This is a genomic window from Nocardia sp. NPDC057663 (assembly GCF_042799895.1).
GTDB lineage: Bacteria > Actinomycetota > Actinomycetes > Mycobacteriales > Mycobacteriaceae > Nocardia.
The window spans coordinates 163,213-179,559 of record NZ_JBHVHX010000001.1; the positions used below are offsets into that span (position 1 = coordinate 163,213).

Annotated in this window: 17 protein-coding genes; 7 read left to right on the forward strand and 10 right to left on the reverse strand. The window is 69.2% G+C overall.

Annotation, left to right across the window (positions count from 1 at the left end):
• Positions 1-2: 2 nt before the first annotated feature.
• The 4 genes from ACFVAV_RS00780 to typA form a co-directional block, all read right to left on the reverse strand.
• Positions 3-446 (reverse strand): hypothetical protein, encoded by a 444-nt coding sequence (locus ACFVAV_RS00780; RefSeq protein ID WP_379028139.1) that lies wholly within the window; start codon positions 444-446, stop codon positions 3-5.
• A 14-nt stretch (positions 447-460) separates the two neighbouring features.
• On the reverse strand, positions 461-1,369 hold the full coding sequence (mshB, locus tag ACFVAV_RS00785) for an N-acetyl-1-D-myo-inositol-2-amino-2-deoxy-alpha-D-glucopyranoside deacetylase (protein ID WP_379028141.1): 909 nt from the start codon (positions 1,367-1,369) through the stop codon (positions 461-463).
• Positions 1,351-3,072: an ABC transporter family substrate-binding protein gene (locus tag ACFVAV_RS00790; protein ID WP_379028143.1), complete on the reverse strand. Its 1,722-nt coding sequence runs from the start codon at positions 3,070-3,072 to the stop codon at positions 1,351-1,353. Before ACFVAV_RS00790 ends, mshB begins: the two co-directional genes overlap by 19 nt.
• A gap of 149 nt (positions 3,073-3,221) precedes the next feature.
• Positions 3,222-5,126, reverse strand: a complete 1,905-nt coding sequence (typA, locus tag ACFVAV_RS00795) for a translational GTPase TypA (protein WP_379028145.1) — start codon at positions 5,124-5,126, stop codon at positions 3,222-3,224.
• A 124-nt stretch (positions 5,127-5,250) separates the two neighbouring features.
• Between typA and ACFVAV_RS00800 the strand changes: the two genes are divergently transcribed.
• Together ACFVAV_RS00800 and ACFVAV_RS00805 are read left to right on the forward strand one after the other, a co-directional pair.
• On the forward strand, positions 5,251-5,427 hold the full coding sequence (locus ACFVAV_RS00800; protein WP_302872448.1) for a hypothetical protein: 177 nt from the start codon (positions 5,251-5,253) through the stop codon (positions 5,425-5,427).
• A 55-nt stretch (positions 5,428-5,482) separates the two neighbouring features.
• Complete coding sequence (locus tag ACFVAV_RS00805) at positions 5,483-5,776, forward strand: 4a-hydroxytetrahydrobiopterin dehydratase (protein WP_379028147.1); 294 nt, start codon at positions 5,483-5,485, stop codon at positions 5,774-5,776.
• A 3-nt stretch (positions 5,777-5,779) separates the two neighbouring features.
• Here ACFVAV_RS00805 and ACFVAV_RS00810 read toward each other — a convergent pair whose 3' ends face one another.
• A complete protein-coding gene (locus ACFVAV_RS00810; protein ID WP_379028149.1) occupies positions 5,780-7,063 on the reverse strand; it encodes a mannosyltransferase in 1,284 nt (427 codons plus the stop codon).
• A 252-nt stretch (positions 7,064-7,315) separates the two neighbouring features.
• Here ACFVAV_RS00810 and ACFVAV_RS00815 point away from each other — a divergent pair, with 252 nt between their 5' ends.
• Positions 7,316-8,095, forward strand: a complete 780-nt coding sequence (locus ACFVAV_RS00815; protein WP_379028151.1) for a hypothetical protein — start codon at positions 7,316-7,318, stop codon at positions 8,093-8,095.
• Between the two features lie 168 nt (positions 8,096-8,263).
• The gene (locus ACFVAV_RS00820) at positions 8,264-8,611 is read left to right on the forward strand and encodes a hypothetical protein (RefSeq protein ID WP_379028153.1); all 348 of its coding nucleotides are present in this window, start codon (positions 8,264-8,266) and stop codon (positions 8,609-8,611) included.
• Here ACFVAV_RS00820 and ACFVAV_RS00825 read toward each other — a convergent pair.
• Positions 8,608-9,591: a helix-turn-helix transcriptional regulator gene (locus tag ACFVAV_RS00825; protein WP_379028154.1), complete on the reverse strand. Its 984-nt coding sequence runs from the start codon at positions 9,589-9,591 to the stop codon at positions 8,608-8,610. The two genes, ACFVAV_RS00820 and ACFVAV_RS00825, sit on opposite strands and share 4 nt — an antisense overlap.
• A gap of 98 nt (positions 9,592-9,689) precedes the next feature.
• On the opposite strand from ACFVAV_RS00825, the gene ACFVAV_RS00830 reads away from it, so the two are divergent.
• Positions 9,690-10,085 (forward strand): RidA family protein, encoded by a 396-nt coding sequence (locus ACFVAV_RS00830; protein WP_379029871.1) that lies wholly within the window; start codon positions 9,690-9,692, stop codon positions 10,083-10,085.
• 43 nt (positions 10,086-10,128) lie between these two features.
• On the opposite strand, the gene ACFVAV_RS00835 is transcribed toward ACFVAV_RS00830, so the two are convergent.
• From ACFVAV_RS00835 to ACFVAV_RS00845, 3 genes are all read right to left on the reverse strand, one after another.
• A complete protein-coding gene (locus ACFVAV_RS00835; RefSeq protein ID WP_379028156.1) occupies positions 10,129-10,839 on the reverse strand; it encodes a DUF1906 domain-containing protein in 711 nt (236 codons plus the stop codon).
• 161 nt (positions 10,840-11,000) lie between these two features.
• On the reverse strand, positions 11,001-12,149 hold the full coding sequence (locus ACFVAV_RS00840; RefSeq protein ID WP_379028158.1) for a hypothetical protein: 1,149 nt from the start codon (positions 12,147-12,149) through the stop codon (positions 11,001-11,003).
• Positions 12,150-12,338: 189 nt separating this feature from the next.
• The gene (locus tag ACFVAV_RS00845) at positions 12,339-12,923 is read right to left on the reverse strand and encodes a CHAP domain-containing protein (RefSeq protein WP_379028160.1); all 585 of its coding nucleotides are present in this window, start codon (positions 12,921-12,923) and stop codon (positions 12,339-12,341) included.
• A 418-nt stretch (positions 12,924-13,341) separates the two neighbouring features.
• Between ACFVAV_RS00845 and ACFVAV_RS00850 the strand changes: the two genes are divergently transcribed.
• Positions 13,342-14,076 (forward strand): helix-turn-helix domain-containing protein, encoded by a 735-nt coding sequence (locus tag ACFVAV_RS00850; protein WP_379028162.1) that lies wholly within the window; start codon positions 13,342-13,344, stop codon positions 14,074-14,076.
• A 64-nt stretch (positions 14,077-14,140) separates the two neighbouring features.
• A complete protein-coding gene (locus ACFVAV_RS00855; protein ID WP_379028163.1) occupies positions 14,141-14,875 on the forward strand; it encodes a helix-turn-helix domain-containing protein in 735 nt (244 codons plus the stop codon).
• 3 nt (positions 14,876-14,878) lie between these two features.
• Here the strand turns inward: ACFVAV_RS00855 and ACFVAV_RS00860 are convergent, their stop codons facing one another.
• Entirely contained in the window at positions 14,879-16,309 is a 1,431-nt protein-coding gene (locus ACFVAV_RS00860; RefSeq protein WP_379029874.1) for an MFS transporter, read from the reverse strand.
• Positions 16,310-16,347 lie beyond the last annotated feature (38 nt).

The window sequence follows — 16,347 nt, forward strand, 5'->3', positions numbered from 1 at the left end:
CCTCAGCTCGACCGGAACAGGCCGAAGTTGGCGCGGTAGTAGAGGTAGGCGAGCGGCGCGAGCACACCGCAGGCGAGCAGGAGCAGGGTGCGTCCGTCGCTGCCGAGCAGCACGTCGCCGCCGGGGCCCCGCGAGGAGGCCACGAGGAATCCGAAGACCCACACCACGATCGGGGCGAAAGTGAAGCCGAGCCGGTCGGTCACCGATTCCATGCCGTAGACCAGGGCCACGTTGATCGGCGCCGCCAGCAGCGCCGCCACCGGAAACGCGAGGGTGCCGACGTAGAGCGGCAGGAACAGCACCTCCAGCGCCAGGGTGATCAGCGCGTCGACGAGCAGCAGGACGACGATCAGACCCGAGAGCACCGGGTCGAGTCGGGCGGGCAGGCGCACGGACCGCAGCACGGCGGTGGGCGTGCCTGCGGGCTGATCGGAGTCGGTCACCATGGCGGCGAGTCTATTCACTCGAGACCGGCGAACAGATCGTGCTCGAAACCGTCCGCCCCGACCTGGCCACGGGTGCCGCGCACCAGGGTGAAGTGTTCCTCCGGCAGGACCGGCAGGGCGATGTTGTTGGACAGGGCGAACTCCCGGCCACTGGGCGCGACGGTGACCTGGGTGGCGTGGGCGCGCATCGCCGCCCGCTTGGCCGAGACCGCGTCGGACACGTCGACCACGGTGGTCATGCCGCTGGTCGACATCGCGGCCAGCTCGGCCTCGATCGGCAACCGCCAGCCCGCGGGCAGCGCGCCGGGCAGCTCGTCGACGGTGCGGCGGGCGAGGGCGGCGGTGTGCTGGCGCAGCAGGTCGCCGTCGGTGACCGTCCAGTAGAACTTGGGGACGTCCCAGCCCTGCTCGGCGGCCACGGAAATCGCAGCGGTGGTGATCTCGTGGGCGCGGATGTGGTCGGGGTGGCCGTAGCCGCCGCGCGGGTCGTAGGTGACCACCACGCGCGGGCGCAGTTCCAGTAGCACCGCGACGAGCGCGTCGACCGCGGCATCGCCGGAGTTCACGAAGGCCCGCGGATGCGCGGCCGACGGCGTGCCCGCCATGCCGGAATCGCGCCACCGGCCCGCGCCGCCGAGGAACCACGGGTCGCCGGCGTCCAGCGCGGCCAGCGCGGCGGTGAGTTCGGCGATGCGGTACCCGCCGAGCTGGTCGGCCGCGCCGGCGATCAAGCCCGCCCACCGCTCGCCGATGACCTCGCCCTCCTCGCCGAGCGTGCAGGTCACCACGGTGACCGGGACGCCGCGGCGACGGTAGTGCGCGATCGTGCCACCGGTGGTGAGGGTTTCGTCGTCGGGGTGGGCGTGCACCAGCAGCAGACCGCCGGTCCCACGCTGGGATCGGGTCACGGGAGCCTCCGCCATTGCGCCGTATCGCCGAAGATGCCGACCTGGATCGCCCCGGACAGCGACACACCGTCCACCCGCGGGCCCGCCGCGGCGACGACATTGTCCTGCACGATCGGCAGCACGGTCCACAGTTCCCACAGCCGGGGTTCGGCCTCGGCCAGAATGCGCGGCACGTCGATACCGCGCAGCGCCTCGTCGATCGAGGGTTGCAGACCCGGATCGCACACGCCGCCGATATTGCTCGGCGCCTTGCGGTATGCCTCGGCAGCGGCCAGCGCCTTGCTGTCGGCGCCTGCCACCTCCACCGGCGGGCAGCCGTAGCGCGAGGCCAGCACGGTCGCCGGATCGTCGCCTGCCAGCTCCCAGCCCACGATCGCGTCGATCCCCGATTCGGTGAGTTCCTTGCCGTACAGCTCGTCGGCGGGCAGGCCGCGGACCGTGGCTTCGATACCGGCACTGCGCAATTGGTCGGCGGCGGTATTCGCGACGGCCAGTGTCTGCGCGTCCTCGATGACGGCGCCGATCCGCACCGAGAGCCCCTTGCCGTTGCGGGCGACCGAGCGCGGCCGCGGCGCGGGCGAGGTCGGCGAACCGGTCTGCGGTGTCTCCGGCGCGCGCCCGTAACCGGCCTCGGCCAGCAGCGCGAACGCCTCGTCGGTGCTCAGCCGCGGCGGCGCGGTCGGGGTGTAGCCCGGGCTCGACGGCGGAAGTACCTGTGCGCGTGCGGGTTCCACCCAGCCGCCGGTCTGCGCGCCGACGGTGGCCAGCAGTGCCGGGTCGAGCAGGGCGAGTACCGCCTTGCGCACCCGCACGTCGGTCAGGTCGCCGGAGCGGCCGTTGAGCGCCAGTTGCAGTTCACGGGCCTGCGGCATGATCGTGGTTCGCACCGAGGGGATCGCCGCGAGCTGCGCCTGGGTCGCCACCCCGCCGTGCACCAGCGCCATCTGCGCGTCACCGGTGCGCAGCGACTCGGCCAGCTGCGAGGGAGTTCCGCCGCGGCGGAACAGGATCTGGTCCGGCGCGGCCGGGGTACCCCAGAAGCGGTCGTTGCGCTCGAGCAGGATCTCGTCACGACCGCGGTCGACCGACTTGATCGTGAAATTGCCGCCCGACACCGGAATCCGGTCGACCAGGCCGCTGGTGAACCCGCCCGGCGAGTCCTTCACCAGGTGCGAGGGCAGCAGGTTCGAGAACAGTTCGCGCCAGGCCGGATACGGCTGGGTCAACGTCACGGTGACCGTCTTGCCGCCACCGGAGGACGCCACGTCCGAGATCAGCCGGTAGCCCGCCGGATCGACCACGCCGGGCTGGGTGGTCATCTGCTGCCACAGGAACCGGAAGTCCTCGGCCGCGATCGGGGCGCCGTCGGACCAGTTGGCCTGATTGCGCAGCGTGTAGGTGATGGTGAACGGCTCCTGCGCCGTCACATCCGCCGATTCGATGAGCGACGCGTCGGGCACCCAAGCGGCCACGGTCGGATGCGCCTGCGCCGCCACCGGCCGGAACGGGCTCGGCAGCACCATCGAGCTCACCGCGTTCGTCGCGGGCGACTGATCCGAGCGCAGATGCGGATTGAAACCGATGCCGATGTCGTCGATCGCCACCACGACGGTGTTCTTCCCCGGCTTGGCCTGGGTGGTCTTCGGCGAATCCGTGCTCTCGATCGGCGGCGGTGGATTCGCGGTGCAACCGGCGACGACCGCCGTCGAGGCCGCCATCGCCATCACCGCCACGCGCCACTTTGCGCGTCTGACCCCCGAACTCACTCTGGCACCCTACCTCGCCTATCTGTCCGGATCCCGGCACCGGTCTCTGCGCAAACGACAGTGGGACGGTACCGAAGTACCGTCCCACTGTCAGAACTCGATCAGGAGTTGCTCACCGCGCGGTCGCGCGCCTTGCGGCGCGACAGGTCGCGAGCACGCTCGTTGGCGCCGAGCACCACCTTGCGCACGCGGACCACCTCGGGGGTGACCTCGACGCACTCGTCGCCTGCGCAGAACTCCATCGCCAGCTCCAGGTCGAGCTGCAGTGGCTTGGCCATGGTCTCGAACGTGTCCGCGGTCGCGCTGCGCATGTTCGTCAGCTTCTTCTCGCGGGTGACGTTGATGTCGAGATCCTCCGCACGCGGGTTGATGCCGACGACCATGCCCTCGTAGGTGTCCGAGCCCGGCTCCACGAAGAACTGACCGCGGTCGGCCAGCTGGATCATGGCGAACGGGGTGACGGTGCCCGCGCGGTCCGACACCAGCGAACCGGTGTGGCGGGCGCGGATCTCGCCGGCCCACGGCGCGTAACCGTGCGAGACGGCGTTGGCGATGCCGGTGCCGCGGGTCTCGGTCAGGAAGACCGTACGGAAACCGATCAGGCCACGCGACGGGACGATGAACTCCATGCGCACCCAGCCGGCGGCGTGGTTGCTCATCTGCACCATCTTGCCCTTGCGGGCGGCCAGCAGCTGAGTGATCGCGCCCAGGTACTCGTCGGGGCAGTCGATGGTCAGCTCTTCGAACGGCTCGTGCACCTTGCCGTCGACGGTCTTGGTGACCACCTGCGGCTTGCCGACGGTCAGCTCGAAGCCCTCGCGGCGCATCTGCTCGACGAGGATGGCCAGCGCCAGCTCACCACGGCCCTGCACCTCCCAGGCGTCGGGACGGCCGATGTCGAGCACGCGCAGCGACACGTTGCCGATCAGTTCCTGGTCCAGGCGCGACTTCACCATGCGGGCGGTCAGCTTGTGGCCCTGCACCCGGCCGACCAGCGGCGAGGTGTTGGTGCCGATGACCACCGAGATGGCGGGCTCGTCGACGGAGATGCGCGGCAGCGCGACCGGGTTGTCGACGTCGGCGAGGGTGTCACCGATCATGATGTCCGGGATACCGGCGATCGCGACGATGTCACCGGCGACGGCGACCTCGCCCGGCTGACGCTCGACACCGATGGTCTGCAGCAGCTCGGTGATCTTGACCTGCTTGGCGCCGTCGGCGTTGATCCAGGTGACGTTCTGACCCTTGCGCAGCTCGCCGTTGTGCACGCGAACCAGGGCCAGACGGCCGAGGAAGGCCGAGGCGTCGAGGTTGGTGACGTGGGCCTGCAGCGGCGCCTCGGGGTTGCCCTTGGGCGCCGGGATGTTCTCCATGAGCACGTCGAAGAGGGCGTCGAGGTTCTCGGCGTCGGGCGCCGAACCGTTCTCGGGACGCTCCTTGGAGGCCTTGCCCTCGCGGCCGGAGGCGTAGAGGACCGGCAGGTCCAGCGCCAGCTCGGCGGCTTCGGCGGCCTCGTCGTCGAGGTCGGAGGCCAGGTCGAGCAGCAGGTCGTGCGACTCCTCGACGACCTCCTCGATCCGGGCGTCGGGGCGGTCGGTCTTGTTGACGACCAGGATCACCGGCAGCTTGGCCGCGAGCGCCTTGCGCAGCACGAACCGGGTCTGCGGCAGCGGGCCCTCGGAGGCGTCGACGAGCAGCACGACACCGTCGACCATGGACAGGCCGCGCTCGACCTCGCCACCGAAGTCGGCGTGGCCGGGGGTGTCGATCACGTTGATGACGGTGACGGAACCGTCGGAATGGTGGCGGTGGACCGCCGTGTTCTTGGCGAGAATGGTGATGCCCTTCTCGCGCTCCAGATCTCCGGAGTCCATGACCCGGTCGACCAGTTCGGCTCGCTCAGCGAACGCGCCCGACTGACGAAGCATGGCGTCGACCAGCGTCGTCTTGCCGTGGTCGACGTGGGCCACGATGGCGACGTTGCGAAAATCGCGTGTAGACGACACGCCTCAATCCTCCTGCTGTTGGTGTATTGGCGCGCATTCATCTGGCATCGCGGCCTGTTACACCGTACCGGTACGAGAGTGGCACGCACGTGTCAGGCTTTGTACTTAGGGTACGCTAACCCGCATGGGCAAGGTGAAGGCGAAGAAGGTTTCCAGCCTCAAGCCTAAGAAAAAGTGCTGCAGGAAGAAGACGCGGTGCTTCAAATGCCCCGTCGTCATCATGCGGATGAAGAAGGCCGAGGCCGCCGGAGTGTGCGGTAAAGATCTCAAAAAGGCGTTGAAGAAGGCGCGCGCGGCCTGAGGCTGATCGACGGCGGGCGATGCGTGCTGCCCGAACGAGGCGTAGAACTGCTGGTATGGGTAAACCGGCATTGCTCTCCGACCCCGAGATCACCATCGCCCTGGCGACGCTGCCGGAGTGGTCGCGCGACGGCGACGCGATCACCCGCACATTCAAGGCTCCTTCATTCCCTGCAGGGATCGACCTGGTCCGCCGGGTCGCCATGGCGGCCGAGGCGGCCGACCATCATCCCGACATCGATATCCGGTGGCGCACACTGCGTTTCACTCTGAGCACGCACTCGGTGGGTGGCCTGACCGCGAACGACACCGCGCTCGCGCACACCATCGACGAGATCGTCGGCGGCTGAGCCTCAGCCCGCCGGAACTTCGACCGCGGGCCGACGGGCGATGGCGCGCGCCTGCGTGCGCAGGGTGTCGCGGCCGTGCCAGATCAGCCAGCCGAGCAGCACGAACACCCCGATGACGTCGACCGCGCCCAGCCAGGCCAGCGGCCACGGCCGCGGGATCGTCCAGATGGTCGGCTGTGCGAACGAGAGCACCCACGGCACGCCGATCAGCATCGTCAGCACCCAGAACCCGGCGATGATCCGCGCGGTGCGCTGGGCGCGCAGTGGCCCATACAGCAGCCACAGCACGGTCGGGATCAGCCAGACCCAGTGGTGCGACCAGGAGATCGGCGAGATCATCACCCCGAACAGCTGCACCAGCACCAGGGTGCCGAGCCGGTCGTCCGGGCCGAGGGTGCGCCACGCGAGGAACGCCAGCACCGCCGTGACCAGCACTGCCGCGATCCACCACGGCCCCGACTGCACGTCGTAGCCGAGGATCCGGCTCAGCGTGCCGCGCAGCGACTGATTCCACACCGAGCCGACCGGCCCGATCCGGTCGGCGTCGCCGAGCAGCGTGCCGAAGTAGCGCCGCGCCTCGTGCGCGTTGATGAGAAAGCTCACACCGACCGTCAGCCCGAACGCCGCGGCCGACCACAGCACCGTCGCCCAGCGGCGGCGGGCGACGAAGTACAGGCCGGTGATGGCCGGTGTCAGCTTGATGCCGGCGATCACGCCGACCAGCGTGCCCGAGATCCACCAGCGCGCACTGCGCACCGCCAGCATCGCCCCGAACACCAGGAACACGTTGACCTGGCCGTAGTCGATGGTGGTCCGCACCGGCTCCAGCCAGACGCCCAGCGCCGTCCACCCGACCGCCGCGGTGATCCAGCGCGTCTGCTTGGCCCGTTCGGCGCCGATCAGCAGTTCGAAGCTGATCCGGATGACACCGTAGAGCGCGGCGACCGTCGCCAGCATCCAGCCGACCGCGACCGCCGCGAACGGCAGGTAGTGCAGCGGGAAGAAGACCAGCGCGGCGAACGGCGGATAGGTGAACGGCAGCGGGAAGTCCGGCGTCTTCTCCGCGTAGGTGAAGTCGTAGAGCCGGTCGGTGAGCAGCGCTGCCGACCCGTCGACGTAGACGTGCAGATCGACGACATTGAGCCCGTTCTTCGCGAACAGCATCCAGCCCAGCCTGGCGAGCACGGACAATCCGAGCAGCGCGAGAGCCCATCGGAGGTGTCGGTTCAATGCCAGGCTTTCGGTCGTGTGGGTGGCGTCTACGCCGCGTCGCGTTGCTTCGATCACCTTAACCGTGCGGGCGCGAGCGGCCACGCGCACGGGTTGACGCGGGCGCGCGACACCATCGGTAACATTTGCATCAACATCCCCAGTCGTCACAGCAGTCAGGGCTAGCGTCGATGATCTGGGCTCGGTCGGTGGGCCGCCATGGGCCAGGCGGCTGTACAACACGGCAGCCATGTCCTTAGAGTGACCCCGACATCGAAGGGCTCGACACCCTCGCCCCATCGCAACACCGAGGTAAGGACGGCTAGACAAGTGCTTCGTAGCCGAGGATCGCGGATCGCAACGACCGCACTCGCCATTGCGGCCAGCGCCATGCTCGCCGCGCCGGCGTCGACCATCGCCGCTCCCGCGCCTGCCCAGCAGGCCGCGCCGATCAGCGTTCCGATGGTGCCCGAGGGCGTCCCGGTCGACGCGCTCGCCGCCTTCGCCCCCGCCGTCGCGGGCCTGATCGCGGGCCCCGCCGACGTCGCGAGCCCGCAGACCGCCCTGCTCGACCAGGCGCGCGCCCTGCTGGCCACCCTGAACCTGCCGCCCGCCATCAAGGCCACGCTCGAGCGGATCATCACCTTCCTCGACGGCAGCGGCGGCGGCGGTCCCGACATCCCGCAGGACGGCCCGGTCATCGCGCAGTTCCTGTACCCGACGATCGGCAAGGGCTGCATCAGTGACGGCGCCGACTCGGTCGGCACCGCGCTGGCCGTCGCCGGTCCCGCCCAGCTGCCTCCGCCCGGCGTCGCCGCCGGTCAGGCCGGATTCGTGTTCACCGCGCTCGGCACAAAGGCGCCGACCGCCGAGCAGAACCCGCCGATGACGGTGCAGTGGCTCAACCTCGACACCCGCCAGTCCGCGGTGCAGACGCTGACCGACGAGGCCAAGATCAACCCGGGCGGCCCGGCCACCCTGTCGGCCATCGCGAGCACCGGCCACGGCCGTGTCGTCGCCGTCGTCTCCGGTTCGCTGACCACGCAGGCCGAGGGCGCCGCTCCGCGCACCTGCAATTTCCTGCCGACCCTGGGCTTCTTCACCGTCTAGGTGTAAACCGAGAGATACCAGTCGCCGTCAGGAATGAGGTATCTCGTGGCCCGAGCCAAGCTCCCCCGCCTCCCCGCGACTCTTGCCGGTCGTGGGGAGGTTGTTCGTTCGCGACCGGTCCGCCGGACAGCATGTCTGCCGCAGTCGGAGTTACCCGGCGAGTTACCCATGTCCTTGCGAATTAGGCGTCGGTCGATTCGAAGCAGGCACTCGAGCCGCTCGATCTTGTCGTTTCGGTCCGAAAGCTCGATCCTGTCGATCGGTTCGGCCTACTCGATCTTGTCGATCGGCTCGGTCGGATCGGTGCTGTCCATCGGCTCGGTCGGCTCGTTCGGGTCGGCGATCTCCTCCGGCTCGTTCGTGAGCCTCGGCTCGGCGCTGTCGGGCTTGTCGCGCTGGTCGCTGCTGTCCTGGCTCGGCGTGCATGCCGCGCCCGAGGGCAGGCCGACGCTGCGCGTTGTCCCCGACGACGAGCCGGAACTGCGGCTCGCGCCGACCTGTCACTGTCAGACCTAGCTGTCCCGGTACGACTCTTCGTAGCGGGTCGCGATCGCGGCGGCGCGGTCGCGCAGGGCACCGCGCAACGACCGCGGGGCCATGGCTTCCGCGTCCGTGCCGAGCTGCCACAGCGCCCATTCGGCATGTCGCGAATCTTGGAAGGTCACCTCCATCCGCAGCCAGCCGTCTGCATCGGGTTCCTCGATGCGGACGGCCAGCGCGGTACCCACCAGGTCCTCCCGCCGCGCCGGGTTCACCCGTACCAGCACGGCGATCTGGTCGCCGCCGGTCCGGAACCGGGTGCTGCGTTCCTGCCAGGCCAGGTCCAGATCGACCCGGTCCGGTCGCTGGGCAGGTTCGGTGAGTTCCTCGGCGGCCAACAGCCGCGACAGCCGGTAGGTGCGATCCGCGCCGGATCTCGTGGCCAGCAGGTAGCCCTGGTCGCGCACGACGACCAGGCCGATCGGGTCCACCGTGCGCCACGTCGGGGCCTGGCCGATGGCCGCGTAGTGGATGCGCAGCTTGTTTCCGGCGAACACCGCGCGCCGGACCTCGGCCAAGATGGTGCCGGGCACCTCCTCGGCGACCAGACGACGCGACAGCAGATCGGTCTCCGGGTCGATGAGCAATCGCTCGGCGACATCGGCCGCGGTGTCCCGATAGCTTTCGGGTAGCGCGTCGACGACCTTGAGCATCGCCGACGCCAGCGCCGAGCCGAGGCCGAATGCCTGTGCGCCGCGCCGCGATCCGGCGACCAGCAGGGCCAGCGCCTCGTCGTGGTTCAGTCCGGTGAGCTCGGTCCGAAACCCGGGTAGCAACGCGAAACCGCCGTGCCTGCCGCGTTCGGCGAAGACCGGGACACCGGCCACGGACAGCGCCTCGATATCGCGCAGCACGGTGCGGGTGGACACCTCCAGCTCGTCGGCGAGCTCGGTCGCGGTCAGCCGGCCGCGCTGGCGCAGCAGCAGCACCAGCGACACCAACCGGTCCGCGCGCATACGAAAAATCTACCGGGAATACACGACACAGGATGTCGTGATTCGTTGGGAGGCTTACCACCACGTACTTCGACGAATCGAATGGAGCTGATGTGGCAGTGGAACGAACGGCAGTCAACCCGGTGACGTGGTCGGTGGAGATGGGATTCAACCAGGGTGAGCTCGTCTCCGGACACACCCGGACCCTGTACTGCTCCGGGCAGACCGCGATGAGCAGCGAGGGCAAGCCCGAGCACGACGGTGACATGGCGGCCCAGCTGGCGCTGAGTCTGGACAACGTGGAGGGTGTTCTCGACGAAGCCGGTATGTCGTTGGCGAACCTGGTCCGGCTCAACGTCTACACCACCGATGTCGATCTGCTGTTCCAGCACTACGGCGTACTGGCGGCACGGTTGGGCGCTGCCGGGGTGGCACCGGCGACCACGATGCTCGGGGTCACCCGGCTGGCGATTCCCGGCCAGCTGGTCGAGCTCGAGGGAACCGCCGTCGGCTGATGTCACCTCGCCGCCTCCGGGAGAACTGCCGGGGGCGGCGAGTTCACCACTGGCCGTAGTCCACGGCCAGCACCCGGTTCAGGTCGACGCCGACGCCGTCGATGGCGCGCTTGTCGATCTCGAACTGGTGCAGCTGCGCACCGGGGTGCACGTACCCCTTCGGGGTGCCCCAATTGTGTTGCCAGAACCAGGAACCCAGGCCGGCGTCGAGGGCGCGGTCGATCGTCGGGGTGTTGGCGTAGATGCCGACGAGTTCGGGGCCGAGCACCGACTGCCACCCTTCGATGTAGGGCGCGATCATCTCGTCGAATTCCGTTTCGGACGGGTTGTCGTCGATGGAGGCGTAGATCGGTGCGGTGTCGGGGCCGCCCGCCGCGGTGTGCAGCGCCCAGCCGCGTTCGGCGTGCTGTTTGCCCGCTTCCAGTCCACCGCGCCAGTCGGCCGTCGGGCCCTTGCCGAACTGATAGTTCGACACGATCGCCAACCCCGCTGACCACAGGTCCTCGACCTCGGCGGCCAGCAGCGGCTTGCCTTCCATCCATTCCGCGCCCGGCCTGCGGTCGGAGACGTAGCGGATCACCCCGATGTGCCCGGCCGCCTTGATCGCCTCGGCGGACGGCACGCCCGCGGCGTAGTCGACGAGGGTGCCGAAGGATCGGGCCGCGGCGGGCGCGGCGGCCACACCGAGACCGACAGCGGCCGCGGCGGCGGTGAATCCGAAGAATTCCCGCCGGGTCACCGGAACAGAACGCATCGCAGGACTCCTTCGCGCAACCCGACCTTCAACCGGCAGCGTGCCCGGCGCGCCTTCCCCGAATCCTGCGCGCCGGGAGCCTCGAACGTTCACTCATTTCACCACAACCCCAGGGGAACCGCTAGAACCAAAAGTCACTTTCGTCCCAGTGGTCACACGAGTCAGGTGGCGCTGTCGATGGCCGCGCCCACGTCGATGGTGCGGCGCGTCGAGTCGGCCAGCTCGGTACTGACCACGGCGACGACCTGCGCCACCACCTGCCGCTTGATCCCGGCCAGCCGGGCCAGCGTGGCCGCGCGCAGCCCTTTCGCCGTGAACTCCATCGAGATGTCCTCGATCGCGGGCGGCGGCACATCGATGACGATCTGCAGCGGCTCGGCGGCCCTGGCCGTGAGAACCAGCGGAATCTCCAGATCGGCACGATAGTGGTTGGCCTTGAGCACGTCGACGGTGATGTCGAGCCCCACCGGCAGCGTCATGTCGAACACGCGCGCGGCGCCCGGCTCCCCCACCCCGCGATCGATGACGCGCGGCTGCTCGATCGCGCCGCGCACGGTCACCGTGGCCGCACCACGCGGGCCCTCGGCGAGCGGGCCGACCACGATCTCGCTGCCCGCCATCTGCGCGACCACGTCGTGCACCCGGTCCCTGGTGACGATGTCGGCGAAGAACCGCAGGCCGAACTCGCGGAAGTCGATCCACTCGAAGACGGTGTCGTGGCGATGCGGTGAGCGGTAGCCGTCGAGGATCGCCTCGATGTCGAAGACCCGCTCGGAGCGGACCTTCGGATCGCCGACGATGGCGTTGACCCGGCTGGCGACCTCGCGCTGCACCAGGCCCGCGATCGGGTCGAGCAGCATTTCCCACGCGGTGTCGATGGCCTCGGCGCGCAGCGTGAAACTCACGTCCCTGGCGGTCACCGGGGCCACGTCGATCACCACCAGCAGCGGTTGCGCGGTGCGCGCGTGCAGCGTCAGCCCGATCTCCACCACGGCGGCCAGGCCCAGCTTGCGGCCGCCGAGCACGAGGTTGACGGCCAGCGTCAGCGGCACCCGCACGCCGAAGGTCAGCGCGTCACCGGGGTTGCGGGTGACGACGGGTGTCCCGAGCGTTCCCTCGGCGACGAAACCGGCCAGTCCGGCTGGGCCGAGCGAGAACGGTCCGATCGTCACACCACGGCCGCTCATGCCCGCTACGGCCGCCGCGATGCGCTCCTCGGTCACCGCGTAGGTGACGAAACGCTCGCCGAAATCGGCATACTCGATCCACTTCGGGTCTCGCCGTGCCTCCCCGGCCACCTTCTCGCGCACATCGGACACGGTACGTGACGAAGGGAAACCCCCGGTCGGTGGCACAACTCCCCCGTCCTGCCGATGAGGGGGAAGCAGGACGGAGGGGTCGGCCGGGGCGCTGCCGGGCGCCACCGACTCCATCGTACGGGTACCCGCGAGGGACCGCCGTCGGAGGATCATGGCAGTTGTCTTGAGCGACAATCGATTTCAGAAACGCCCGTAGCCCACCAGATCGGCGGTCTCGGCGGGTTCGATCGTCCGGACCCGGATCGAGCCCATTTCGTTGCCACCGATGGTGGTGATCGAATCGCCGTCGGCCTTCAGCACGATGTTGGTGTGCTGACCCAGCGGGCTCGACGGCCCGTAGAGCACCACATCACCCAGGCGGGGCCGGTAGCCGACGTCGCCGGGCGTGAATCGGCCGACGCTCTGGTAGTACTCCTGCAGCGTGTAGACGCCGGGAATGCGCCACGAACCGGAGTTCGGGTTGGCCAGCGGCCTGCCTGCCGCGCGCATCGTCCAGCTGACGAAGTCGGCGCACCAGGCCTCCTCGACGCCCTCGGCGTATTTCGGCCCGTCGCCGGGGTGCTCGTATTCGCGGCGCAGCACCTCGACCAGGGCGAGTTGCTGTTCGTCGAGGCGTTCGCTGTCCAGTGCCGGGAACGGCTCGCCCCAATCGTGCTGCCACCACACGAGTCCGACGACCACCACGGCCGTCGCCGCGAGCAGCCCGGAGATCCCGAGCAGCCAGCGCGCTGTGCGGCCGGCAGGTCTGGCCTGTACTTGCGTCATCGTCCCCCGCTTTCGTTCTGTCTTCTGCTCTCTAAGACGAACCGGGGGCGCCCGTGGTTCCCAGATCGGGTCACGGGATAGTGGGCTCCGGAGCGGGCCGGGTGGGAGCACGATCACCGGGTGGACCCCTGCGCCACCCGGGTATCGGCTCGCTACCACGCTCTCGGCGCGCATCCAGCGTGCGTGCCGTCCCCTCCGGCGACGTCCACGCGCGCGGCGCGGACGTGGTCTCGAACACGTACCGCTCCGGAACCCACCGACCTGACCAGCGCATACTGCGGCATGGAGCACCGCGCCGCGCTGGACTGGTAGCCGTGCGGTTTTCCCGCCCGGCTGTGAGAATTTTTGCGAACGCTTTACTGTCGGTCAAGCTAGACGACTGTCCCAATTTGTCCCAGCGACCTGAAGAGGAAGTGGCGTGGAAGACCCGCATGCACCGATCGCGCGCTTCCTTCGCGAGCGCCGCGAATCCGCCGGGCTGACCAGAACGGCTCTCGGCGCCATCGCGGGCATCTCGCCCGCGCTCATCCAGAAGATCGAGCAGGGCACCCGCACCCCCACGCTGGAGGCGCTGACCGCGCTGTGCGACGGGTTGGCGATCCCCGACCCGTTCCGCGATCACCTCGTGTCGCTGTCGCTGTCGCATCGATACGACAAACCGGCACCGGTCGATGCTGCTGTCCCCGCGACCGAGCGCAAGCTCCTCGACAGCATCACCCATCCGGCCAGCCTGCAGGTTTTCCCCACCTTCGACGTCCTGGCGATCAACGCCGCCTGGGCGCGGCAGTTTCCCGGGCTGGCGCCGGGAACGACGCTGCTCGAATGGATGCTGCTCGACCCGGCGGCCCGCTCGATCGTCCTGGAATGGGAGCGACAGATCCACGCGAGCGTCTTCAGTTTCCGGGTGACCAGCCCGGGCCTGGTGCCGCAGGCGCGGATCGACGAAATCGTCGCGTCCTGCTCCCAGGCCCCGGAGTGGAACCGGCTGTGGACGACCGAGCCGCGCCCGCCCTATGGCATCGAGGACCCCGAACTACTGGTGCGCGACGTCGACACCGGCGAACCGACGCCGCTGGCGATGCACAACCTGGAATTCGCACTGCCACGCCGCAACTGGTCCTTGGTTGTCCTGGTGCCGAAGACAACCACCTAGTCTCTTTCCCGGCCCTTCCTGCCGATTGCCCCTGTGCCCACCGGCCCGAAAGAGGATTGCGAACGTGGACAACCCGTATCCGCCGATTGCGCGCTACCTGCGCGAACGCCGGGAATCGGCAGGGCTGACCCGTGCCGCGCTCAGCGCCGCGGCCGGCATCTCACCCGCGCTCATCCAGAAGATCGAGCAGGGCACGCGCACACCGACCCTGGAAGCCCTCACCTCGCTGTTCGACGCGCTGGAGGTGCCGGACCTGTTCCGCGACCACCTGGTGTCGCTGTCACTGGCCGACCGCTACGACAGCCCACCACCCGACATCGCGGGCGATGTGCCCGCCGCCGATCTCGTCCTGCTGAACGCGATGCCCTACCCCGCCAGCCTGCAGATCTACTCGACTTTCGACATCGTCGCGGCGAACGCGGCGTGGGAACGGTTCTTCCCCGGCCTGGTCGCGGGCACGACGCTGCTCGAGTGGATGCTGCTCGACCCGCGCTCGCGCACCGCGATGCTCGATTGGAAAACCCAGGTCCACCTGTGCGTCTACGGCTTCCGGGTGATGAGCCCCGGTGTCGCGCCGCAGCGGCGGATCGACGAGCTGGTCGCCGCTTGCTCCCAGGCCGCGGAGTGGACCGAATTCTGGACCACCGAGCCGCACGCGCCGACCCATCTGGACCGCCCGGTGCAGCGGTTCCGGCATCCGGACACCGGCGCGCCGATCACGATGATCATGCACGCCCTCGACTACACGATCCCACGGCGGGAATGGTCGCTGGTCGTGTTCTCGCCGGTGCCGGACTGAGCGCTAGTCGCTCTTGCGAACCGGGATGCAGGCGGTCAGCACGATCGCGACCACCGCGCCCGACATCGCGATGAAGAAAGCGGTGTGGAACCCCGCCCGCGAGGGCAGCACATGCGGGCCGAGCTGCACGGTCATGTGCGCGAGCACCACGCTCATCACGGCGGCGGAGGTCGAGGTGCCGATCGAGCGCATCAGCGAGTTCAGGCCGTTGGCCGCCGCGGTCTCGGTGATCGGCACCGCGCCCATGATCAACGCGGGCATCGCGGCGTAGGCCAGGCCGACGCCACCGGCGACGATCACCGAGGACAGCATGATCTGCCAGACGCTGTCCATCATGACCACCGCGCACAGGTAACCGATGCCGATCACCGCGGAGCCCAGCGCCAGCGTGAGCTTGGGTCCCTTCTTCGCCGACAGCCGCGCCGACACCGGCGAGAGCAGCATCATCACCAGGCCGGTCGGCGCCATCGCCAGGCCCGCGACCACCATCGACAGACCGAAGCCGTAGCCGGTGGCCTCGGGGGCCATCAGCAGCTGCGGGAAGGTCAGCGACATGCCGTAGAGCGCGAAGCCGACCGCGATCGAGGCCAGGTTGGTGAACAGCACCCGCGGCCGCGCCGAGACCCGCAGGTCGACCAGCGGCGAGGTCTGCCGCAGTTCGTAGAAACCCCAGAGCAGGAAGCTCACCAGCGAGGCGGCGAACAGGCCGAGGATCGAGGCGCTGGCCCAGCCCCAGTCGGCGCCCTTGGTGATGCCGATCAGCAGCGTGAGCAGCGCGATGGACAGCCCCGCCGCGCCACCGAAGTCGAACTTCGACGGCGTGCGCACCGGCGATTCCGGCACGAAGAAGAACACCAGCACCGCGCACAGCGCGCCGAGCCCGGCGGCGGTCCAGAACAGCATGTGCCAGTTCGCGTTCTGCGCGATCACCGCCGCGAACGGCAGGCCGACGGCGCCGCCGACGCCGAGGGTCGCGCTCATCACGGCCATCGCGCCGCCGACCTTCCCGGCGGGCAGCTCGTCGCGCATGATGCTGATGCCGAGCGGGATCGCGCCCACCGCGGCGCCCTGCAGCGAGCGGCCGACGATCTCGGGCAGCAGCGAGGAGAAGCTCGCGCAGATCACCGAGCCGACGATCATGAAGCCGAGATTGACGACGAGCACCAGCCGCTTGCCGAACATGTCGCCGAGCTTGCCCGCGATGGGCGTGGAGACCGCGCCGGCCAGCAGCGTCGCGGTGACCACCCAGGAGGCGTTGGACGCCGAGGTGTTCAGCAGGCCGGGCAGCGACGGGATGATCGGGATGACGAGCGTCTGCATGAGCGAGACGACGACGCCGACGGTACTGAGCACCGCGATGAGCACGGCAGGCGAGACGCCGCGGGTTTCAGGAGAGGCCGGCGTGACGTCGGCTGCGGTAACAGACACAAATATGCACCGTACACAGCATGTGTATCGTACACAATTTGGTT

Bases quoted from the DNA above. Each gene is read 5' to 3' on its own strand.
- ACFVAV_RS00780 (WP_379028139.1), bottom strand. From the start codon at position 446: ATGGTGACCGACTCCGATCAGCCCGCAGGCACGCCCACCGCCGTGCTG.
- mshB (WP_379028141.1), bottom strand. From the start codon at position 1,369: ATGGCGGAGGCTCCCGTGACCCGATCCCAGCGTGGGACCGGCGGTCTG.
- ACFVAV_RS00790 (WP_379028143.1), bottom strand. From the start codon at position 3,072: ATGGCGGCCTCGACGGCGGTCGTCGCCGGTTGCACCGCGAATCCACCG.
- ACFVAV_RS00800 (WP_302872448.1), top strand. From the start codon at position 5,251: ATGGGCAAGGTGAAGGCGAAGAAGGTTTCCAGCCTCAAGCCTAAGAAA.
- ACFVAV_RS00805 (WP_379028147.1), top strand. From the start codon at position 5,483: ATGGGTAAACCGGCATTGCTCTCCGACCCCGAGATCACCATCGCCCTG.
- ACFVAV_RS00820 (WP_379028153.1), top strand. From the start codon at position 8,264: ATGTCCTTGCGAATTAGGCGTCGGTCGATTCGAAGCAGGCACTCGAGC.
- ACFVAV_RS00825 (WP_379028154.1), bottom strand. From the start codon at position 9,591: ATGCGCGCGGACCGGTTGGTGTCGCTGGTGCTGCTGCTGCGCCAGCGC.
- ACFVAV_RS00835 (WP_379028156.1), bottom strand. From the start codon at position 10,839: ATGCGTTCTGTTCCGGTGACCCGGCGGGAATTCTTCGGATTCACCGCC.
- ACFVAV_RS00845 (WP_379028160.1), bottom strand. From the start codon at position 12,923: ATGACGCAAGTACAGGCCAGACCTGCCGGCCGCACAGCGCGCTGGCTG.